The organism is Bacillus alkalisoli, from assembly GCF_002797415.1.
GTDB classification, from domain to species: Bacteria; Bacillota; Bacilli; order Bacillales; family Bacillaceae_I; genus Bacillus_CD; species Bacillus_CD alkalisoli.
The window spans coordinates 1,671,091-1,692,199 of sequence record NZ_KZ454944.1 but is presented as its reverse complement, the minus strand read 5'-3'; the positions used below and the strand labels follow the sequence as shown (position 1 = coordinate 1,692,199).

The window sequence follows — 21,109 nt, the reverse complement described above, 5'->3', positions numbered from 1 at the left end:
CTAAAAACCTAACTAATCTTTAACTAAACTAAGAATATTCTCTATATTCTTAGTTTAAAACTTTATCTTTATTTTTTACTTTTGTCAATCTATAATGCGTTGCTATGAATGACGGATTGTTTTAATACTATCCTATGTTTTCAACAGATCCGGGCGAAGTTTGGTTGCACCGTTTAAATAAACATGATTTATCTGCTTTTGTTCTAGGTTTGTATTAACCGTCATCATAATTCTTATACATAGTGGTAAGGCGTCAGGAACATTTATTTCTTTCATGCACATTACTGGTACATAGTCCCATCCTTTAAAATTTCGTAGTGCTTTTGCTGGAAAGCTAGCATTAATATCATCTGTTACAGAAATTAAAATTTGGGCAACACAATCAGACTGTACATCATTTGTTTTAATCATTTCTGAAAGTAGTTGCTCTGTTTTAACCGTAATTTCCTGTTCATCATTTTTATTAATTGTTGTAGCTCCGCGAATTCCTCTTATCATTGAATCCCCCCCTAATAATCATTTCGAAAGGATGTTACTTTTTTGGTATAAATTGCGTTACTACTTCTAATACAAGATAATCCTCTACAGGCTGTACATACACTTCGCCAATTCGACTAATTAATACCATATGTATATGCCCATCTTTTGATTTTTTGTCTTTTTTCATTTTAGCTACAATTTTTTCTGCATTCATTGTTGGCTGTAATGCCGTAGGAAAACCAAAACGCTCTAACATTTTAAGTATTTTATTATATTGTTGAAAGCCATTTAATTCTTCGCTTATTTTTGCAGCAATTAACATTCCAATTGCTACGGCGTCTCCGTGTAAAAAAGTTCCATAACCTTGATAGTTTTCAACCGCATGTCCTGCTGTGTGACCAAAATTTAAAATTGCACGAACTCCTGACTCTGTTTCATCTTCTTTTACAACTTCAGCTTTAATTTGTATTCCCTTTTCTATACATGTAGTAATAATATCTCTTTTATTTAAGTCATGAATAGTAAGGACCTTTTGTTCAAGCCAATGGAAAAATGTTTGATCTTTAATGAGTCCGTGTTTGATTACTTCCGCAAAACCCGACCGTAACTCCCTTTCGCTTAAAGAACGAAGAAAAGACACATCGTAAAGCACTGCTTCTGGTTGATAAAAGGCACCAATCATATTTTTACCTAACGAATGATTGATGGCGACTTTGCCTCCAACTGCACTATCATGGGCAAGTAATGTAGTTGGCATTTGAATGAAGCGAATGCCTCTCATATACGTTGCCGCTACAAACCCAGCTAAGTCCCCTACAACACCGCCACCTAATGCTAAGATTAGAGAATTGCGATCAAAACCTTGCTCTAACAAATAAGTTTGGATCATATAATATTGGTCGAAATTTTTCGATGCTTCCCCACTAGGAATCATGTAATGGTACGTCTGGAAACTTTCGGAAACCTGTTGTTTTATGTCGTCTAAATATAGGGTTGCTACTTTATCATCTGTCACGATACATATTTTAGTTGGTTTTTTCGGAAGGTTTAAAAGAAACGGTACTAGTTCGGACCGAACATTATCTCCAATGTACACTGGATATGATTTAGACTTTGTTTCAATAAGAAGATTAGAGCTGCTATTAAAATTTGGCTGCATGCTCTTTCATTCCTTCAACATTGTTCCGAATAGCATCCATTCGATCTTGGCCAAACTGTTCTACTACTGCACAAGCTACTTCCCAAGCAACAACCGCTTCTGCAACAACACTTGCAGCAGGAACTGCACAACTATCGGAACGTTCTATACTTGCTTGGAATGGCTCCTTCGTTTCGATGTCGACACTTTTTAATGGTTTATAAAGAGTAGGAATCGGCTTCATTACACCTCTAACAACGATTGGCATCCCCGTTGTCATTCCACCTTCAAATCCACCTAAATTGTTAGTTAGTCGATAATAGCCTTTTTCTTCACTCCATGCAATTTCATCGTGTACTTTACTACCAGGAAGGCGAGCTGCTTCAAACCCAATTCCAAACTCCACGCCTTTGAATGCATTTATACTAATAATAGCGGACGCAATTTTGGAGTCTAGTTTGCGATCATAATGCACATAACTTCCTACTCCAGGAGGCATGCCATCCACAATTACTTCGACTACGCCGCCGATGGAATCCCCGTTTTGTTTTGCTTCATCTATTGCTTCCATCATTTGTTGTTCCGCTTGTTTGTCAAAGCAACGTACTGGTGATTGTTCTGTTGCCGTTTGTAGCTCTTCTATTGTTTGAACGTTTATGTTAGATGCTATTACTCCACCAATCTCGACAACGTGCCCTGCAACTGTAATTCCAAGCTCTTTTAATAGTTTTTTTGCTACAGCACCAGCTGCCACTCTCACTGTTGTTTCCCTTGCAGATGACCGTTCTAATACATTTCGCATATCACGATGGCCGTATTTAATGGCTCCGTTTAAATCGGCATGACCAGGTCGTGGTCTTGAAACAATTCTTTTTCCTTCATCTTGTTCATTTTCTTCTGGAGGTTCAATACCCATAATTTTTGTCCAGTGTGTCCAGTCTTTATTTTCTACTACTAATGCAATAGGTGAACCTAAAGTCAGTCCGTGACGAACTCCACTTGTAATTTGTACGCTGTCTTTTTCAATTTGCATTCTTCGTCCACGACCGTGCCCTTTTTGACGTCTAGCTAACTCTATATCTATATCTTCTTTTGTTAGTTGTAGACCAGCAGGAATACCTTCTATAATTGTTGTAAGTTGAGGGCCGTGTGATTCACCAGCAGTTAAGTATCTCAATTACCCCGCCTCCTCTTTATTTATTTAAAGCGTTTAAGTGTTAATGCGTATGTATTTACTATATCATAAGATACAAAATATTTCTCAACATACTATACCATTTTTTTTATGACTGTGTTAAAGACCGCTGTTGATTTCCGTGAAAGGCTCCGCTTTCCGCGGGCGGGCCGGGAGCCTCCTCTTCGCATTCGCGACTGCGGGGTCTCCCGCTCCCCGCTTCTCCCGCAGGAGTCTCCGCCTTTCACGGAAATCAACGCTAATTAGTAGTTTTACTCAACGACTAGTATTGCTTTAATAATCAACAATTTTCTTTTCATAGCCTTTAAAAAAGAGTTCATCTACTTAGATGAACTCTAGATTTTGCGGTAGAAGAATGTGTCGACTACTTCTAGACCGTAGTGGGCTGGCTGAAATATTTGTTCGGTACTGCCGACAAAGAGAACTCCACCTTTTTTTAAAGCGTCACTGAACTTTTGATATAGTTGTACTTTTGCTTCTTCTGTAAAGTATATTAAAACATTTCGACAAACAATTAAGTCAAAGTTTTTTTCAAACGGGTCGGCTAAAAGATTTTGCTTTTTAAATGTAATAGGTGTTCTTACTTCGTCATTTATTTTATATAGACTATTTTGCTTGGTGAAATATTTTCTTTTCATTTGCTCTGGGACTTCTTGTAACGCTCTTTCTTGGTAAAATCCTACACGTGCTTGAGATAGTATAAGTTCATCAAGGTCTGTTGCTAATATGTTTATTTTTGTAAAAGGGAAAAAGTTTGCTAGAACCATTGATAATGTATAAGGTTCTTCTCCAGAGGAGCATGCAGCACTCCAAACTTTTAATGGGCTTCCGTTATTGTTCTTGATTAGTGCAGGAATTACTTTATTCTCAAGCACTTCCCACCTTTTATAGTTACGATAAAATTCTGATACATTAATAGTCATTCTATCTAAAAACTCGTTTAAGCCTTCTTGATTTTGCTCAATAAATTGAAAATATTCTCTAAAACTTTTGAACCCTTTTTTCTCATATAAAGAAGTTAATCTCCTCTTCATCTGTGATTCTTTATATAGGGATAAATCTATCCCCGTCTTTTTCTTCACACTCAAAATAAACTGACCATAATCATCCATACGTACATTCCCTCTCCATACTATTACAGCAACATTACAGGTGCCAGGCACATTAAATATTGTTGTAATATTTGTTGTTAATTCAAGTATAATTTTTTTTGCTGGATTATGTAAGGTAGATTGATAATTTTTTTAATTGTATACAAAATAAAAAAACCAGCTTTTCAGCTGGCTTCGTAAACGTTTACAAAAAATTAATAAATCCAAGTATTCATTTCTTTTTTGTATTCTACTAATTGATCTTCATTGAAGAATAATCCGATTTCGCGTACAGCGCTGTCAGGAGAGTCGGAACCGTGAATAATGTTTTTACCTACAGTTACTCCGAAGTCACCACGGATTGTTCCAGGCATTGCATCTTTAGGATTAGTAGCACCCATCATTTGACGAGCAGTAGCGATTACATTTTCACCTTCCCATACCATTGCGAAAACTGGTCCAGAAGTAATGAAGTCTACTAGTTCACCGAAGAAAGGACGCTCTTTATGCTCACCATAATGAGTTTCAGCTAAAGTTGTAGGAATTTGCATTAATTTAGCTCCAACTAAGTGGAAACCTTTTTTCTCAAAGCGAGAAACGATTTCACCTACTAAATTTCTTTGAACACCATCAGGTTTTACCATTAAAAATGTTTTTTCCATAATAAAATCTCCACCCCAAAAATTGAAATATGTACTGTTAGAAACAATCTAACCATAGAAAATATATCACTCTTTTCTATGTTTTTCAACTTAAAGTGGAGAATTATCTTAATATTTTCGCTTTCCAATAAATTTCGCAATATTATTTAATGTTCGTTTTGCTTGGCCACTTGGCAGCTTTTCTAATTGCTTAAAAGCTTTTTCCAAATAACGATCGCTTAACGCAAATGAACGATCCACTGCGTCGCTTTGTTTAATAAAATGAATAAGTTCAAGTAAATCTTCCTCTGGAGACTGCTCATTCAAGCGATTCAATTTCTCTTTAAACGAGTGGTTTTCCATAGCATATAACACTGGCAACGTAATATTCCCTTGCCTTAAATCACTACCAGCAGGCTTACCTAACTGTTGTTCTGTTGCTGTAAAGTCTAATATATCGTCGGTAATTTGAAACGACATTCCGACATAATAACCGAATTTAAAAAGTGCTTCATGAACTTCTTTAGGTGCGTTGGCTGTAAGTGCCCCAATTTGACAACTAGCTGCAATCAACAACGCGGTTTTCCTCTTAATTCTGCGTAAATATGTTCGTAAATTTTGTTCTGTATTAAACTTATCTCTAATTTGTTCGATTTCCCCACGGCAAAGTTCCACTATTGTATGAGAGATAATACGATGTGCTTCTACATTGTCAATTCTCGTCATTAATTCCAGCGACCTGGCGAAAATATAATCCCCAGTATACATGGCTATTTTATTATCCCATCTCGCTTTAATCGTTGGCTGTCCTCTTCTCATATCTGCATCATCAATTACGTCATCGTGGACTAGAGAAGCCATATGAATTAATTCCAAAGCTACGGCTACATGTTTAACTCTATGAATGTCATAGTCACCAAACTTCGCTGCTAACAGAACGAAGACAGGTCGAATTCTCTTTCCACCCGCTTGTAATAGATGCAACGAAGCTTCCTGTAACAAAAATCGATCGGTTTCAATCGATTTTTCTAATTCTGATTCTATTAATTGAAGATCGGTATTCAAGAAAGAATACATCATTTTTAATTTCATGTAGCTCACCTTTTAACGTTTACTAGTTAGACGGCTTAATCCCTAGATGCATTGCCGCTACCCCACCTGTATAGGCTTTCATTTCTACTTGTTTAAATCCTACTTCTTCAAACATCTCTTTAAGTTCTTTCATTCCAGGAAAATCTTTTGCCGATTCATGTAGCCATGCATATTCGTCATAGCTTTTCGCAAATACCTTTCCTAGTAACGGCATAATATGTCCAAAGTATAGAAAGTACATTTGTCTAAATCCAAACATGGTTGGCTGAGAAGTTTCCAGACAAACAACCTTTCCACCAGGTTTTACAACACGATACATTTCTTTTAACACTTGTTTATAATCTGGTACGTTTCTTAGTCCAAATCCGATTGTAACAAAATCGAACGTGTTGTCTTCAAAAGGTAAATCCATTGCGTTTCCATGTATTAGTTCCACGTTTTTTCTATTTTGTGCTTTTACTTTTTCTTTTCCAACAGACAACATATTTTCACTAAAATCTAGACCTTTCACTTCACCAGTCACCCCGACAGCGTCCGCTAATGCTAATGTCCAGTCTCCAGTTCCACAGCAAACATCTAATGCACTGTTACCTTTTTGTACAGCCATTCTTTTCATTGTGTCTTTACGCCAAGCTGTATGGCGTTTAAAACTAATAACAGAATTCATTTGGTCGTAGTTTTTATAAATTTTTTCAAAAACATGATGAACTCGCTCTTCTTTTGATCGTTGTTGCATTTTTTACCCTTCTTCCACAAACTTTTTTGTTTGAAGTGGTAGAACGAAAAGTATTTCGTCGATTCTACTCCTCATGTACTCATAGTTATTCGGTAATTTTGTGAGTAATTTCTCTATTGTTTCTGAAGTGTGATAAATATATTGTTCTAACATGGATAGCAAATGTTTTTCTTGATCGATAGAACCTATTTTTTTGTCTAGCTCTGCTTTTGGGAATGAAATATTTCTTAATACATCCATCAAAAAGGAAGTTTTGGTTGTTACGTATCTTGTTCGTTCATCAACAAGTCTTTTTAATAACAATATTTTAGAACTTAGCTCTTTCCAACTTGAGTTGGAAAAATATTCGGAAAAAGATTGGATAAGTGCTGAGTCAATACTTGAAAGGCATTCCATTAGGTTTTCTACGCTGTCCACGTCTTTTTGGTAGTATGTAATTTTATTTTCATTAATCTGTTTAATGGCCGCTGCTAAAGTTCGTATCATCGACAAGTCTTCCAACTTAGCTAATATATGATAATAAAGGCCACTATAGTAGTCTCCAGCTAGTATGGTTAGTTGTCTTGTTTGAAGCTGTTCTTCTGTACTTTCGTTTGATACTAGATCATGTGTATCAAGTGCAATTTGAACAAGCATAGTGGATATTATGTATTTTGATTTTTCTTCTTCTGACATTGGTAAAGGTTCCAATATAGAGTGAAGCATAAATAATTTGTCTTCGTCCATAACTGGAAATTCTATGTTTTGGACTAAATATGGATGAGCAATTTGTTTGTGTAGTTGCTCTTTTAAGTTTGATATATGTATTTGAATGTTACTCACAACAGACCACCCTTTTTATGCCCATCATACTCGTAAATGATAGACCCGTATCGAGCCTTATACTGATACTTGATTCTTTTAAATAGATTTATGTATGTAATAAACTCCCTCTCACTATCAAAAGAAAGGGAATAGACAACGTTTATTATAGCATAAACCTATTGCTTTATGGCGGGAAAAGTTTATTTACTTTAGTGTAACCGAATTATATCTATAAAAACATTTTTTGTAATAGGAATTTTCATTATTAAGACTGCTTTTTTGTAAGTCCGAGTTTGAAACGCCTTTATTCTAAATTGCTCCTACTAACCAGTTAAATTTTTAAAAAAAGAAAAGCAGAAAATAGCAAAAGCTTCTTTCTGCTTAATATCGGGTGGGTCTAAAGATTAGGATTTATCCGATGTTATTTCTCCATGTGCGGATTGGATGATAGCTTTTCCTCTAATTTTAATGGCAGATGTGTGTTCCGTAAATTGTGCAATCATCACTTCACCTTTATCTAACTTTTCAGAATGGTGAAATCTTGTGTCCGTCCCTCGAGTTAATCCTATAACATTTACGCCGTCTTCTTCTGCTTTTATGACGATAAAATCAGAGACTTGAGATTGTTTCATAAACTATTACACCCTTTCGATAACTAACTAATTACCTTTTATGAAAGATAATACTTCTGCTCTAGCAGCTGGGTCATTTTCTAGAACTCCGCGTACTGCTGAAGTTACAGTCATTGCTCCTGGCTTTCTTACTCCACGCATTGTCATGCACATGTGCTCTGCTTCGACAACAACCATTACACCATGTGGGCTTAATGATTCAACAATAGAGTCTGCAATAGTAGATGTAATTCTTTCTTGTAACTGCGGACGTCTTGCTACAACTTCTACTGCACGTGCTAATTTGCTTAAGCCTGTTACTTTTCCGTCTTTAGGTATGTAAGCTACATGTGCTTTACCATAGAAAGGTACTAAATGGTGTTCACACATTGAGTGGAATGTAATGTCTTTTACTAATACTAATTCTTCATGTGGCTCACCAAAAACAGTTTTGAAGTGCTCTTTCGGATCTTGATGCAATCCTGAAAACATTTCTTCATACATTTTCGCAACTCGTTTCGGTGTATCTAATAAACCTTCACGGTTCGGGTCTTCTCCTACCGCTTCAAGTATTAATCTAATCGCGTGTTCGATTTGTTCTTTATTTACTTGTCCCATGATGTACATGTCCTCCTACTATAAAAACAATACTGTAAATCGATTCTAGCATATTGGAGAAAATAATTGCAAAAAGAAAGAGGCGCTTAATGTGCGCCTCCTTCCATTTTGATGACTATAATTTATGTAGCCGCTTATTTAACAGCATCTTTAAGTGCTTTACCAGGTTTGAATGCTGGTACTTTGCTTGCAGCGATTTCGATATCTTCACCAGTTTGTGGGTTGCGTCCTTTACGAGCTGCACGCTCACGTACTTCGAAGTTACCAAAACCGATTAATTGTACTTTGTCACCGTTACTTAATGCGTCTTGAATTGTATTGAAAACAGCATCAACTGCTTTTGTAGCGTCTTTTTTAGAAAGTTCACTAGCTTCAGCAACTGCGTTAATTAAGTCTGTCTTGTTCATGCCATTCACCTCCTCCCAAAGGAGTTTATTACTTTGATAGACCTTTTAATAAAAGTCTTTTAAAACCGTTATTATTCTCATTTGTTCACACTTTTAAGCTTTTCTATACCTGTCATCATTCAACATCGCTTATGTTAAACGATAATTCGATAGATTTCAACTAAAATGTTATAGAATGTTGAGATTGTAGGAATAATTCTCCATTTCAGAGAAGAATTTCTGTTAGTAGATTAACATAAGAAAAACCTTTAGGCAATACACTTTTTGATAATTATTAGAGAAAATGTTGATTTTATGCGGATTTTGTCAACTTTTTATGAATTTACCCCGTGTTGGGCGAGAATAAACATTTAAGAAAGGATTGCCTTTAGGTAGCGGAAATTTTGATTTGAAACGGTCTATCGGTACTTTTTTGGGGGATATGGTCACTTTTCGTGGTCCTATAGATACTTTTTTAATTTCTATGGATTATTTTCACTATACTATAGGCGTTTTTCTTTTCTATCGATACTTTTTGAGGTCCTATAGATACTTTTTTGACTTCTATGGATTATTTTCTCTGTACTATAGGCGTTTTTCTTTTCTATCGATACTTTTTGAGGTCCTATAGACACTCCTCACTATTCTTATGGATACTTATCCTATCTCTATAGATTATTTTTTATAGCTCTATCGGACTTTTTCCTAAATACAACTTAAAAACCACGCCCGTCTTCAGGCGTGGTTACTATTTTTAAAGGATAATAGCGATAAGTCCGCCAGATCCTTCGTTGATAATTCTTTCTAACGTTTCTTTCAGCTTATAACGTGCATTCTCTGGCATTAGTCCTAGTTTAGCATGAATGCCTTCACGCACGATGGAGCTTAAAGAGCGGCCGAAGATGTCTGAGTTCCAGATGGATAGAGGATCATCTTCAAAATCTTGCATTAAATAGCGTACTAATTCTTCGCTTTGCTTTTCTGTTCCGATGATTGGTGCGAACTCTGATTCTACGTCCACTTTAATCATATGGATAGAAGGAGCAACAGCTCTTAATCTAACACCGAAGCGTGAACCTTGGCGGATGATTTCTGGTTCTTCTAAACTCATATCTGCTAGAGCAGGGGATGCGATACCGTAGCCAGTTTGTTTTACCATTTTTAATGCATCTGACACTTGGTCGTACTCTGCTTTTGCGTGAGCAAAGTCTTGCATTAATTGTAGTAAATGGTCTTTCCCACGAATTTCAACACCAACAACTTCTTTTAAAATTTGGTCATATAAATCGTCTGGAGCGTAAAGATCAATTTCTGCGATACCTTGCCCCATTTCGATGCCAGCTAAACCAGCACGGTCAATGAACTCATATTCACTGAATTGCCCTACAACGCGATCCACATCACGAAGGCGCTTAATATCTTTCACTGTATCTTTCACCGCTTCTTGATAGCTCTCACGAAGCCAGTGGGACTCTTTTAATACCATTACCCAGCTCGGTAAGTTTACGTTCACTTCTAATACTGGGAACTCAAATAATGCTTCACGAAGTACGTTGAATACATCACCTTCGCGCATGCTCTCTACACTCATTGCTACAACAGGTATATCATACTTTTCGCTTAACTCTGCACGTAGCTTTTCTGTATCTGGATGATACGGCTGAACAGTATTGATAACCATAATGAATGGTTTACCAACCTCTTTTAACTCCGCTACAACACGCTCTTCCGCTTCTAGATAGTCACGACGAGGGATCTCACCGATTGATCCATCTGTTGCGATTACCACTCCAATAGTACTATGCTCTTGAATAACCTTTCTTGTTCCAATTTCCGCTGCTTCGTGGAATGGAATCGGTTCTTCATACCAAGGAGTGTTGATCATTCTAGGACCATTTTCGTCCTCATAGCCTTTTGCACCTGGTACAGTATACCCTACGCAGTCCACTAAACGAATGTTTACATCTAATCCTTCATCTACTGCTACTTTTACTGCTTGATTTGGTACAAACTTCGGCTCTGTTGTCATAATTGTTTTTCCAGCTGCACTTTGTGGTAACTCATCTTGCGCTCTTGCTCTGTCTGCTTCGTTGCCGATATTCGGCAGAACCACTAACTCCATGAACCTTTTAATGAACGTTGATTTACCAGTACGAACGGCACCTACTACGCCTAAATATATATCGCCGCCAGTACGTTCAGCGATATCTTTGAAAATATCTACTTTTTCCAAGTGATTCCCTCCCGACCTAAAAATAGGGATTTATTTTTTTCTAGTAAGAATGTAATCTAGGACACTATATGTGTATGATGTTGTCCTATTTAAATATGACTACTTTTTGAATAAACCCTATTTATTTTGAATTTTATTTTAAGGAAAGATGAAGGTTGAATGGAATTCGCACATCGTTCCAGCATTTTTCTCCAAATAAAAAACCCTTCCTTAGAGTTTATTCTCTAAAGAAGGGTTCATGACTAATTTAAGAAAATTGGTTCATTATTTTCGTCAATCGTGTAAGGTACGGAAAAAGCAGGTACAAATACAGAATGCTCCACTAATATATCTCGTACATCATCGCCAGTTTCAAATTGGTGGTCATTACTTTGTAAATACTCATATATATCCATAGAGTAATCTACAATAGCATTCCCGCTCGTATCGATTATTACTGGTAAGTTATTACCAGTAAAAGGACTAACGATATATGGTGCTGTATCATAGTTTAGTTTCTCGTGGTCCAATCTAAAAGCTGTATTACTTAACATTTCCTTGACTGGCGAGAAACGATGTTGATTTCGATAGATGTTGATACGTAAATTAACTTCCCTTAATTGTTCCGCAACTCGAAGATCAATTAGTTTGACTGTTGGTTCCGTTTCTACATTAACAAGTACATATAAAAATACTCCGCCACTTTCAAATGCATTTCCTGGTGCATCTTGCAAAAACCTTGCATGCATTAGTTTATTAAAGTCTATTGGATACTTTTGATAGATTGGCGTGTCCATATCACGGTCTTTTATAGGTAACAAGCCACCTGATGCTTCTTGGTATTGATCAACAGCTGATTGTACAGACTGTAACTGGTCTAAGTATGGTACTTGATTCTCAGATCGTCGTTCTTGTGGGTATAAACACCCCGTAAGTAGATTTGTAATAAGTAGTAAAAGGACTAAAATGGCTATATTTTTTTTAAACATTTTTTTCATCACTCCGGTACTGGTCCGCTAAATACGACGAAGAATATAATAATGCCTGAAAAAACGATAAGCAAGAAAGCTATTACATTTAAGATTCCTTTAATTACGTTGTTTTTTAATTTAAATCTAGTAAAGTAAACCATTACAACTGATATAAACATAAATCCCATTGCAACGAAAGAAATCCACATTTTCATTAAAGCTGGTGTCATTCTCATCTCTCCTTTTCCGTTGACCATTATAGCATATTCCGCGCAGTTTATGAACTTTGTCTCAGGGCTTGTCCTGAAGAAATTCTTACAATTTCATGAATTTATTCATAAAGAGTTACTTTTTGGGTGCTAAGAATTGATGATAGCACGAGGCTCTTTCTTTCCGTGGGTGGTCTCGGGAGCCTCCTCGTCACATTTGCGACTGCGGTGTCTTCCTTGACGCACTCTCCCGCAGGAGACTCGCACCTCGTGCGATCATCAATCTGATATTTTAAAATATTAAAAGGTACCTGCAAAATCTTCAATACAAACTTTTTCATGAATATAGACTATAAAACAAAAAAATTCCTTAACAAAAAAAACTGAAGTAAATGGGGCAGATTTACTTCAGCGAAATGGACTAAATACGAACCGATCCTACAGCTCAACCATTGATTATCCTCATATACATCTTATGCAAAAGAATGAAACGTGCATCACCAAATGCCTATTCTGATGTAAAATTTGAACATTTTGGGTTTCTGTAAGACATAATAAGTATTATTGTTCTTTCATACAATATGCGCTCTTATTCTATAAGGTGACTATCCCAACACATTGAGCGCTCAACAATAATTATTGGTTACCGAGCAATTGTGACAAATCATCTAACTCAGAAGTTTTATCACGGCTCATTAATAAATCAACCGCATCTTTAGGATTCACGTTATTAAAAAGAACTTCGTATAGTGCGAATGTTAACGGCATGTTTACATCCATTTTTTTAGCTAATTGGTACGTTGCCTTTGTCGTTCGAACGCCCTCAACAACCATGCCCATACTCTCTAAAACTTCGTCTAAGTTTTTCCCTTTTCCGAGCATATTTCCTGCACGCCAGTTTCTACTGTGTACACTAGTACATGTTACAATCAAATCTCCCATACCCGTTAATCCTAGGAATGTAAGTGGATTCGCTCCAAGCGCTGCACCGAGCCTAGCTATTTCTGCAAGTCCACGTGTAATTAAGGCTGCTTTAGCATTATCCCCATATCCTAGTCCATCGGTTATTCCGGCAGCCAATGCGATAATATTTTTAAGGGATCCACCAATTTCTACTCCAACTACGTCTGGATTTGTATATACGCGGAAATGTTGATTAATGAACAAGTCTTGCACCTTTTTTGCCGCATTCATATCGTATGAAGCAGCCGTCACTGTTGTTGGTTGTCTTAAGCTAACTTCTTCCGCATGACTTGGTCCAGTAAGCACTACAACAGCTTCACGCAAATGCTCTGGCACTTCTTCTTCTATCATTTCAGACACACGTAAATGAGTGTCTGGTTCAATACCTTTACTAACATGTACAAGGACTAGTTTTTCCGTTAAAAGCGGCACAATTTGTCTACACACTTCTCGCATCGCTTTTGTTGGAACTGCTAAAACGATTGTGGACGTATCTTGTATTGCTTCTTTTAAGGAAGTACTCGCTTTAATATTTGTCGGCAACTCTATACCTGGCAAATATTTTTCGTTGCGGTGTGTTTTGTTGATTTGATTAACTTGCTCCTCACGATGTCCCCACAGTAATACGTCATGATTATTATCAGCAAGAACAAGCGCTAGGGCAGTTCCCCAGCTACCAGCACCTAGTACCGAAACTTTACTCATACAATCCCCTCCAATTATTTACGTGCACGTGCAATTAATCTAATTGGTGTTCCTTCAAATCCAAACGCATCTCGAATGCGATTTTCTAAGAAACGCTCATAACTAAAGTGCATTAATTCTGGTTCATTTACGAAAATAACGAACGTTGGTGGTTTTACGGCAACTTGTGTTGCATAATAAATTTTCAACCTAGTACCTTTGTGAGTAGGAGTTGGATTCATTGCCACTGCATCCATGATAACATCATTTAATACCGTTGTTACGACACGTAACGAGTGGTTCTCACTTGCAAGATTAATCATAGGTATTACCGTGTGAATACGTTTTTTCGTTTTTGCCGATAAGAAAACGATTGGGGCATAGTCTAAAAACAAGAAATGTTCTCTAATTTGTTCTTCAAATTCTTTCATTGTTTTCTCATCTTTTTCAACTGCATCCCATTTATTTACAACAATTACTACTGCACGTCCAGCTTCATGAGCATAACCTGCGATTTTTTTATCTTGCTCGATAATTCCTTCTTCTCCATCAATTACTACCAAAACAACGTCTGAGCGTTCGATTGCTCTTAATGCACGAAGCACACTATACTTTTCAGTCGTTTCATATACTTTCCCTTTTTTACGCATACCCGCTGTATCGATAAGGACGTATTCTTGTCCGTCGTACTTATATGGCGTGTCAATTGCATCTCTAGTTGTACCTGCGATATCACTAACGATAACACGCTCTTCTCCCAATAGTGCGTTTACTAATGATGATTTCCCGACATTAGGACGACCAATTAAAGAGAATTTTATTATTTCATCGCCATACGGATCTTCTTCACGCTTAGGGAAATTAGCCACAACTAAGTCCAGAAGGTCACCTAATCCTAAACCGTGAGAACCTGAGATTGGCATTGGCTCACCGAACCCTAAAGAATAAAAGTCATATACTTGGTCACGCATTTCTGGGTTGTCCACTTTGTTAACTGCTAGTACTACAGGTTTTTTTGATTTATACAAAATTTTAGCCACTTGCTCATCTGCAGAAGTAACCCCTTCACGACCGTTTGTCAGAAAAATAATGACATCTGCTTCATCTATAGCAACTTCCGCTTGTTGGCGAATTTCTTCTAAAAATGGGGCATCTCCAATTTCAATACCACCCGTGTCAATAATGTTAAAGTTGTAATTCAACCATTCTCCAGCGCTATAAATTCTATCACGAGTGATACCTGGTATATCTTCGACGATGGATATACGTTCTCCTACTATACGATTAAAAATTGTAGACTTACCTACGTTTGGACGTCCTACAATTGCAACTGTTGGTTTAGCCATATTTTTGTTCATCCTTTCAACTATGTAACAATGTACATTTCCGCTCTATTTTTAACGGTTGTTATTATTATGTGTAATCATTCATGAGAATAATGAAATATTTTCAACGTTATAAAATAAACCCTTCAAAATGAAGGGTCTAACTAAAATATTATATCACTAGATGCAACAAGTGTAAACTCATTTCGTGTTAATGGTTTTGGACACTCTATTTTGTTTTATATGTTTTTGTATTAAAGAATTTAGGTATGCGGTTGTTTTTTCAAAAAGCACCCAAATACTTAATCCAGCAATAGAGAGTGTAACGATCTCCCAGAATGGTAATTCTGCTACCATATTATAACCGAACACACTATAAATAATAAAAGCCGCAAGAAGCTCTCCTTGCAACAAACCTGTTAGTACTCCGATGTAGCGTTGTTCTTTTTCTTTAAACAACATAAAACACATGTAGAGGATAATAAACGTTAACATCCATTCACGGCCTAAAAAAATGAACACCGGATCAAAAATTTCAAAAATAATAAAAGTTACATAAACGAGTGAAATGGATGTACTAGCAAAATACATATAAACACTATTTTTCCGAGTGACTTTTGACAGAAAGAAAAATGTAGCGACTAATAAAACGAAATAAGCTAAATTCCAACGAAATTCTAAAACATTAATATAAAAATGAGAGCAAATAATTAATAATAAAATAACGGACGATAATAAAAATCGCAATTTTTTATCAGAAAAAAAGAAAAAGACAATAATCCATCCAACCCATGCAAGATAATAAAATAAATGACCTTCCATATTATCGTTACACCTCCTATCCTTGTTCAGTATTACTTTATTTTAAGAAACTTAATCACAAGAAAACGAATGTTTTAAGCTTGATAGGAAAATAATAAAACGAATAGACATAAGGGGTGAACATTTATGGGTAAAGATAGACAAGAGAAAAAGCTGAAACAGCAAAAAAGAACCGAATCAGATCGTGATCAATCTTTAAACTACCCAGGTGCAACAACATTAGAAGGACCTGACGCAGCAAGAGAGCGTAACAAACAATAAAAGAGTTTTTTTCACACATAAAAAAAAGGAATAGTCAGCGCGACTATTCCTTTTATCGTTTTATACTAAATTTCTTCGTATCCATTCCTCTTTCTGTAAGCCAATGGTGGGTATTGCCAGAAATAATGAGAGGAACTTGTTTTAGTTGGTCTATCGTGTTGACACCTAGTGCTGTCATAATCATCGTTAAGTCTTCATGAATAGATGTTATTTCTTCTATTAGACCTTCTTCGCCATCAGCAAGCAATATTTTCAACAAATATCCTGCCATACCAACCGCTGACGCTCCAAGTGCAATAGATTTTGCAATATCAAGTGGAGATTGAACCCCTCCAGAAGCAATAACAGACCCGTGTTGCTGCATTACTTCCTTTACTTCAACAATAGAAGTGGTCGTCGGGATTCCCCAAGAATCGAAATATTGTAGTTTTTTACTTCTTCGTGCATTTTCAATTTTAGAGAAGTTTGTTCCACCAAATCCACCTACATCAACACTAGAAACACCGATACCCTTCAATTCCTCCGCTGCTTCTTTACTTATTCCGAAACCTGTTTCTTTTACGATTATTGGCACAGATAAAGTATTTGTGATTTGCTCTATTTGTTTCAAAGCCCCTGTAAAATCTCGGTCACCTTCTGGCATCACTAGCTCTTGAATGACATTCAAATGTATCTGTAACGCATTTGCTTCTACCATATCAACCGCTCGTTTCGCTTGTTCGACAGTTGCTTCACTTCCGAGATTAGCCAAAATAATTCCATTTGGATTTTCCTCGCGCACAACTCTGTATGTAAAAGCTTCGTCTGGATCTTTTATAGCCGACATTTGCGAACCTACTGCAAGTACTAAACCACATTTGCGAGCGACGGAAGCTAAGCTTTTGTTTATACGGTAAGTTTGTTCACCGCCACCGCCAGTCATCGCATTGATAAAAATAGGCGAACTCAAAAACAGTTCGCCTATTTTCGTATGAAGTTTAACGTTTGCAACAGATGAATCTGGTAGACTTTGATGAACAAATGTAATGTCTTCAAAACCATGTTTTCTTTCTTGACCAGTCGAAAGAGAATGTTCAATATGGTCCATTTTACGTTTTGCTCTGCTCATCTTCCATCTCCTGTTGTCAAATTACTTCTTTAATTTGCTTAATTTATCGCCAATCATTTCACTTAAAGAAAAACCACTAGATTCTTCTTGTTGGTTATATTGGCTGTAGTCTTCTTCCTCTTCTACTTCCTCAAGTTCGCGAATTGTTAAAGAGATACGTTGCTCTTTTTCGTTTACCTCTAATACTTTTACTGTAACCGTTTCACCCTCTGTTAATACTTCATGAGGAGTACCGATATGTTTATTAGAAATTTGTGAAATATGAACAAGTCCTTCTACACCTGGTAATAGCTCAATAAATGCACCAAATGTAACAATACGACGTACTACACCTTCCGTAATAGTACCAGGAGATAGTTTCTCAGATACTGCATTCCATGGTCCAGGAAGTGTTTCTTTAATAGACAATGAGATTCTTTCGTTGTCACGGTCAACAGAAAGTACTTTTACTGTCACCTTTTGTCCTTCTTGTACAACGTCAGAAGGTTTGGAAACGTGCTCGTATGATAATTGTGAAATATGAACTAATCCATCAATTCCACCTAAATCAACGAATGCACCGAAATCTGTAATACGTTGAACCGTACCTTCTAGTGTTGCTCCAGCTGTAATAGAATCCAGTACTGACTGCTTTTTACCCTGTAGTTGTTCTTCTACTACTGCACGGTGAGAAAGAATAACTCTATTTTTCTCTTTATCTAGTTCTACTACTTTAAAAGTTAATGTCTTCCCTTTATAATCAGCAAAATCTTCCACAAAGTAGTTTTCAACTAATGATGCCGGAACGAAACCTCGTACGCCAATATCAACTACAAGGCCGCCTTTTACAACATCTTTCACTTCCGCTTCGAAAACTTCACCTGTCTCGAATTTTTTTACTAAGTCTTCCCAAGCTAATTCTGCATCCACTTGTTTTTTCGAAAGAACTAAGAGCTCATCTTCTACTTTTTTAACAACTAAATGTAAAGAGTCGCCTTCTTTCACAACGTCTGTTGCTTGTTCTACATGCAAACTTGATAGCTCGCTGATAGGAATAATTCCGTCTAATTTACAATCTTTGATGTCTACGATTACTTGCTTTTCTTCTACTTTCGTCACTACACCTGTTACTTTATCCCCTGGTGTTAATGATACTACCTCTACATTGTTCATTTCTTCTGTCATTACAAATACCCTCCTTAATACAACGCCGAAAAATATGTATGTAACGAGACCGCTACAAGTATAGAGTAGATTTTTTCTATATATTCTACTCATGCTGCTTTTGTAATTTACCCTCATATGAGTCCGTTCCGTAATTAAAATCCCATTTCAGCTTTTAATAATCGAAACGTATCATTAAAAAACTCATATTATAACTATATCATTTTTTGAAAAATTGGTCATTTAATAAGCTCCATAAAATGAAAAGTTTCCAAACAATGAATACCCATTCACTTATACACTGTAATATATTCCTGTGTTTGTCAAATGAGAATAGCAGCTATTATTTATTCTTTTCTATTAACTCTTTAATTGTATTCATGATGATATCTGTCGTATCTTCAGCGTTTACTTTTTCTGCACGTAATTTTTCCATGTTAATTGGTGGTCCGTAAACCACCTTCAACGGACTAAAAGCTTTGTATGGTCCAATAATCGCACATGGTACTACTGCAGCTTCTGTTCTAAGTGCGAAGAAGCCAGCTCCAGCTAATCCTTTTCCAACTTCTCCTGTTCTGCTTCTTGTTCCTTCCGGAAAAAGTCCAAGAACATGTCCTTCTTTTAATACTTTTAAACCCGTTCGAAGTGCTTCACGATCACTCATACCTCGCTTAACAGGAAAAGCATTTAACCCTTTCACAATCTTCCCTAGAACAGGAACATCGAAAATCTCCGCTTTAGCCATAAAGTGAATAGGACGCGGACTAGTGATCCCAACAACAGGTGGATCAAAGTTATGAATATGATTAGAACAGATTAACACTCCACCTTCTTTTGGTACATTTTCGGTACCGATAATCTTAATTCGGTACAAAGGCTTAAAAACAGTGTATACGAGACCTCTCACAAATGAATAAAATGTAATCATTTACACCACCCTTTCTTTTACTAGCTCCATAATATTTGTAACTACATCTTCTATTGTTAAAGAAGTTGTGTCTAATTCTACCGCATCATCTGCTTTTTTTAACGGAGCAATTTCGCGCTCTGAGTCTAGTTTATCTCTTCTAGCAATTTCTTCTTTTAGTTTTTCTAAATCGGATTCATACCCTTTAGACAAGTTTTCCGCATGACGGCGATTGGCTCTTTCGTCTACTGATGCCAATAGAAATACTTTAATTTCTGCTTTTGGTAATACATGTGTTCCAATATCGCGTCCATCCATGACAACGCCACCTTTTTCACCAAGCTCACGCTGGCGTAAAACTAGTTCCTCTCGTACTACTTTATGTTTTGCAACAACCGAAACATTATTTGTTACTTCATGAGTGCGAACAGCCTCTGTAACGTCTTCCTCATTAATGAACACATGTTGTTTACCGTCTGATCCTACACGTAAGTCTATTGTAATATTCGCTAAAATATGTTTTAGTTCCTCTTCGTTTTCGAGATTTATTCCTTGTTTTAATGCGACATACGTAACCGCTCTATACATTGCACCCGTATCTATATATAAGTAACCTAGTTTGTCTGCTACTATTTTTGCCACTGTACTTTTCCCAGCAGCAGCCGGCCCGTCTATTGCAATCGAAAAGTTTTTGTTTTGAGTTTGCATCGTATTTCCTCCAATAAACTGAGTTAATTTCATGAAAAAAAGCAGGTTCTCCCCGCTCGTAAAGTCTTCATTATTTTATCATAGTCATTTCTGTTGGTCGAATGTTTCTATGTATTGTTGTATCGTTTGTCCATTTACCCCCTCATAGTGAACCACTTTTGACATATACGGTGCTGCATTCGTGTACAAGGTCATACCTTGTGCGAATAACAAGCACACAAATTGAATGATAATCAGTTTGATAATGATGTTTTCTACTTTTTTCAAAACGGTCACCTCTTCTACTATATAGTTTGGTGACAGAGTGTTTTAACTATACACTTTTCTTTTTAAAAGTTGTTGTTCAAAACAATATTTAATAACATGCTGGCGCTCTATATCTTTCAAGTTCAAAAATTTAATGGAAGCTCTATGTCTACCTTTATCTACACCTTCGAACATTCTTATAACTTTTCCCTCTACTTTTAAGTATTGGATATCATCATTGTTATAATGCATAACCAAATCTAACGTAATATAAGCGTCTTCGTCTAAGAAAACTCCTTTAGGTAAGTTAATAGCACAACCTCCAGCACTTATATCGTGTGTAACCGTTACAAATGGTTTAAATGTTCTTGTAACAGAATGTACTGCTGTATCCACACTACTTTCTACACGAACATATTCTCTCCTTTGAATCTTTGTAAACGTTTCTTTTGGAGGTAGTAATAGTTTTATTAGTGGTATAGCTTTTTTTGTTCTTCCGATTATTTCAGAAGAAAATTCATATGCAGCACCTTCTTCTGCAACAAAAGAAGCGGTAACAGGAGTACCATTCATTAAGAAAGTAGTTTTCTCTGTAAAAAGGTGAATTGGGTAATCTATTAGTAATTCGGAATTACCGACTTCTTGTACTTTACAACGATATTTATCATTTCCATTTTCATTATGGATAATAAGTGTCAAAGTTAAGCCTTCTTTTAACACTACAGTTCCCCACTTTCTTACTAGCAATTAATTTTTTA

24 protein-coding genes are annotated in these 21,109 nt (G+C 36.4%); 1 reads left to right on the top strand and 23 read right to left on the bottom strand.

Translation table 11 applies throughout. From position 1 onward, the window contains the following. Positions 1-132: 132 nt before the first annotated feature. The 17 genes from aroH to CDZ89_RS08225 form a co-directional block, all read right to left on the bottom strand. On the bottom strand, positions 133-498 hold the full coding sequence (gene aroH / locus CDZ89_RS08305; protein WP_096153770.1) for a chorismate mutase: 366 nt from the start codon (positions 496-498) through the stop codon (positions 133-135). Between the two features lie 34 nt (positions 499-532). Next, entirely contained in the window at positions 533-1,639 is a 1,107-nt protein-coding gene (gene aroB / locus CDZ89_RS08300; RefSeq protein ID WP_096153768.1) for a 3-dehydroquinate synthase, read from the bottom strand. Then, positions 1,623-2,795 carry a chorismate synthase gene (gene aroC / locus CDZ89_RS08295; RefSeq protein ID WP_096153767.1) on the bottom strand — a complete coding sequence of 391 codons (1,173 nt, stop codon included), beginning with the start codon at positions 2,793-2,795 and terminating at the stop codon, positions 1,623-1,625. Before aroC ends, aroB begins: the two co-directional genes overlap by 17 nt. Positions 2,796-3,148: 353 nt before the next feature. Further along, a complete protein-coding gene (locus CDZ89_RS08290) occupies positions 3,149-3,925 on the bottom strand; it encodes a CheR family methyltransferase (protein ID WP_096153765.1) in 777 nt (258 codons plus the stop codon). A 194-nt stretch (positions 3,926-4,119) separates the two neighbouring features. Continuing rightward, the gene (ndk, locus tag CDZ89_RS08285; protein ID WP_096153763.1) at positions 4,120-4,566 is read right to left on the bottom strand and encodes a nucleoside-diphosphate kinase; all 447 of its coding nucleotides are present in this window, start codon (positions 4,564-4,566) and stop codon (positions 4,120-4,122) included. 108 nt (positions 4,567-4,674) lie between these two features. Then, a complete protein-coding gene (hepT, locus tag CDZ89_RS08280; protein ID WP_100333499.1) occupies positions 4,675-5,637 on the bottom strand; it encodes a heptaprenyl diphosphate synthase component II in 963 nt (320 codons plus the stop codon). A 22-nt stretch (positions 5,638-5,659) separates the two neighbouring features. After that, positions 5,660-6,373, bottom strand: a complete 714-nt coding sequence (gene menG, locus CDZ89_RS08275) for a demethylmenaquinone methyltransferase (protein ID WP_096153760.1) — start codon at positions 6,371-6,373, stop codon at positions 5,660-5,662. A 3-nt stretch (positions 6,374-6,376) separates the two neighbouring features. Continuing rightward, positions 6,377-7,195, bottom strand: a complete 819-nt coding sequence (locus tag CDZ89_RS08270) for a heptaprenyl diphosphate synthase component 1 (protein ID WP_096153758.1) — start codon at positions 7,193-7,195, stop codon at positions 6,377-6,379. 386 nt (positions 7,196-7,581) lie between these two features. Then, entirely contained in the window at positions 7,582-7,809 is a 228-nt protein-coding gene (gene mtrB, locus CDZ89_RS08265) for a trp RNA-binding attenuation protein MtrB (RefSeq protein ID WP_096153756.1), read from the bottom strand. Positions 7,810-7,836: 27 nt separating this feature from the next. After that, the gene (gene folE / locus CDZ89_RS08260) at positions 7,837-8,406 is read right to left on the bottom strand and encodes a GTP cyclohydrolase I FolE (protein WP_096153754.1); all 570 of its coding nucleotides are present in this window, start codon (positions 8,404-8,406) and stop codon (positions 7,837-7,839) included. A 134-nt stretch (positions 8,407-8,540) separates the two neighbouring features. After that, on the bottom strand, positions 8,541-8,813 hold the full coding sequence (locus CDZ89_RS08255) for an HU family DNA-binding protein (protein ID WP_096153752.1): 273 nt from the start codon (positions 8,811-8,813) through the stop codon (positions 8,541-8,543). 733 nt (positions 8,814-9,546) lie between these two features. Further along, complete coding sequence (spoIVA, locus tag CDZ89_RS08250; protein ID WP_096153750.1) at positions 9,547-11,025, bottom strand: stage IV sporulation protein A; 1,479 nt, start codon at positions 11,023-11,025, stop codon at positions 9,547-9,549. Positions 11,026-11,267: 242 nt separating this feature from the next. Further along, a complete protein-coding gene (locus CDZ89_RS08245) occupies positions 11,268-11,993 on the bottom strand; it encodes a hypothetical protein (protein ID WP_100333498.1) in 726 nt (241 codons plus the stop codon). 8 nt (positions 11,994-12,001) lie between these two features. Beyond that, complete coding sequence (locus tag CDZ89_RS08240; RefSeq protein WP_096153746.1) at positions 12,002-12,205, bottom strand: DUF2768 domain-containing protein; 204 nt, start codon at positions 12,203-12,205, stop codon at positions 12,002-12,004. 615 nt (positions 12,206-12,820) lie between these two features. Then, positions 12,821-13,852 (bottom strand): NAD(P)H-dependent glycerol-3-phosphate dehydrogenase, encoded by a 1,032-nt coding sequence (locus tag CDZ89_RS08235; protein ID WP_096153745.1) that lies wholly within the window; start codon positions 13,850-13,852, stop codon positions 12,821-12,823. A 14-nt stretch (positions 13,853-13,866) separates the two neighbouring features. Further along, complete coding sequence (gene der, locus CDZ89_RS08230; RefSeq protein WP_096153743.1) at positions 13,867-15,177, bottom strand: ribosome biogenesis GTPase Der; 1,311 nt, start codon at positions 15,175-15,177, stop codon at positions 13,867-13,869. 180 nt (positions 15,178-15,357) lie between these two features. Continuing rightward, on the bottom strand, positions 15,358-15,978 hold the full coding sequence (locus CDZ89_RS08225; RefSeq protein WP_096153741.1) for a YphA family membrane protein: 621 nt from the start codon (positions 15,976-15,978) through the stop codon (positions 15,358-15,360). Between the two features lie 126 nt (positions 15,979-16,104). Here CDZ89_RS08225 and CDZ89_RS08220 point away from each other — a divergent pair, with 126 nt between their 5' ends. Beyond that, a complete protein-coding gene (locus tag CDZ89_RS08220; RefSeq protein WP_096153739.1) occupies positions 16,105-16,239 on the top strand; it encodes a YpzI family protein in 135 nt (44 codons plus the stop codon). A 52-nt stretch (positions 16,240-16,291) separates the two neighbouring features. On the opposite strand, the gene fni is transcribed toward CDZ89_RS08220, so the two are convergent. The 6 genes from fni to CDZ89_RS08190 form a co-directional block, all read right to left on the bottom strand. Next, positions 16,292-17,347, bottom strand: a complete 1,056-nt coding sequence (gene fni / locus CDZ89_RS08215) for a type 2 isopentenyl-diphosphate Delta-isomerase (protein ID WP_100333497.1) — start codon at positions 17,345-17,347, stop codon at positions 16,292-16,294. Between the two features lie 21 nt (positions 17,348-17,368). After that, positions 17,369-18,511, bottom strand: a complete 1,143-nt coding sequence (gene rpsA, locus CDZ89_RS08210) for a 30S ribosomal protein S1 (protein WP_100333496.1) — start codon at positions 18,509-18,511, stop codon at positions 17,369-17,371. 322 nt (positions 18,512-18,833) lie between these two features. Beyond that, positions 18,834-19,415: a lysophospholipid acyltransferase family protein gene (locus CDZ89_RS08205; RefSeq protein ID WP_096156904.1), complete on the bottom strand. Its 582-nt coding sequence runs from the start codon at positions 19,413-19,415 to the stop codon at positions 18,834-18,836. Between the two features lie 3 nt (positions 19,416-19,418). After that, a complete protein-coding gene (gene cmk, locus CDZ89_RS08200; protein WP_100333495.1) occupies positions 19,419-20,105 on the bottom strand; it encodes a (d)CMP kinase in 687 nt (228 codons plus the stop codon). A gap of 84 nt (positions 20,106-20,189) precedes the next feature. After that, positions 20,190-20,381 (bottom strand): DUF5359 family protein, encoded by a 192-nt coding sequence (locus CDZ89_RS08195; protein WP_319830036.1) that lies wholly within the window; start codon positions 20,379-20,381, stop codon positions 20,190-20,192. 33 nt (positions 20,382-20,414) lie between these two features. Beyond that, positions 20,415-21,071 carry a flagellar brake protein gene (locus CDZ89_RS08190; protein WP_176483706.1) on the bottom strand — a complete coding sequence of 219 codons (657 nt, stop codon included), beginning with the start codon at positions 21,069-21,071 and terminating at the stop codon, positions 20,415-20,417. Positions 21,072-21,109 lie beyond the last annotated feature (38 nt).

Bases quoted from the DNA above. Each gene is read 5' to 3' on its own strand.
- CDZ89_RS08225 (WP_096153741.1), bottom strand. From the start codon at position 15,978: ATGGAAGGTCATTTATTTTATTATCTTGCATGGGTTGGATGGATTATT.
- CDZ89_RS08220 (WP_096153739.1), top strand. From the start codon at position 16,105: ATGGGTAAAGATAGACAAGAGAAAAAGCTGAAACAGCAAAAAAGAACC.
- CDZ89_RS08245 (WP_100333498.1), bottom strand. From the start codon at position 11,993: ATGTTTAAAAAAAATATAGCCATTTTAGTCCTTTTACTACTTATTACA.
- CDZ89_RS08235 (WP_096153745.1), bottom strand. From the start codon at position 13,852: ATGAGTAAAGTTTCGGTACTAGGTGCTGGTAGCTGGGGAACTGCCCTA.
- cmk (WP_100333495.1), bottom strand. From the start codon at position 20,105: ATGCAAACTCAAAACAAAAACTTTTCGATTGCAATAGACGGGCCGGCT.
- menG (WP_096153760.1), bottom strand. From the start codon at position 6,373: ATGCAACAACGATCAAAAGAAGAGCGAGTTCATCATGTTTTTGAAAAA.
- CDZ89_RS08290 (WP_096153765.1), bottom strand. From the start codon at position 3,925: ATGGATGATTATGGTCAGTTTATTTTGAGTGTGAAGAAAAAGACGGGG.
- rpsA (WP_100333496.1), bottom strand. From the start codon at position 18,511: ATGACAGAAGAAATGAACAATGTAGAGGTAGTATCATTAACACCAGGG.
- ndk (WP_096153763.1), bottom strand. From the start codon at position 4,566: ATGGAAAAAACATTTTTAATGGTAAAACCTGATGGTGTTCAAAGAAAT.
- fni (WP_100333497.1), bottom strand. From the start codon at position 17,347: ATGAGCAGAGCAAAACGTAAAATGGACCATATTGAACATTCTCTTTCG.
- aroB (WP_096153768.1), bottom strand. From the start codon at position 1,639: ATGCAGCCAAATTTTAATAGCAGCTCTAATCTTCTTATTGAAACAAAG.
- folE (WP_096153754.1), bottom strand. From the start codon at position 8,406: ATGGGACAAGTAAATAAAGAACAAATCGAACACGCGATTAGATTAATA.
- CDZ89_RS08255 (WP_096153752.1), bottom strand. From the start codon at position 8,813: ATGAACAAGACAGACTTAATTAACGCAGTTGCTGAAGCTAGTGAACTT.
- aroH (WP_096153770.1), bottom strand. From the start codon at position 498: ATGATAAGAGGAATTCGCGGAGCTACAACAATTAATAAAAATGATGAA.
- CDZ89_RS08240 (WP_096153746.1), bottom strand. From the start codon at position 12,205: ATGACACCAGCTTTAATGAAAATGTGGATTTCTTTCGTTGCAATGGGA.
- mtrB (WP_096153756.1), bottom strand. From the start codon at position 7,809: ATGAAACAATCTCAAGTCTCTGATTTTATCGTCATAAAAGCAGAAGAA.
- hepT (WP_100333499.1), bottom strand. From the start codon at position 5,637: ATGAAATTAAAAATGATGTATTCTTTCTTGAATACCGATCTTCAATTA.
- der (WP_096153743.1), bottom strand. From the start codon at position 15,177: ATGGCTAAACCAACAGTTGCAATTGTAGGACGTCCAAACGTAGGTAAG.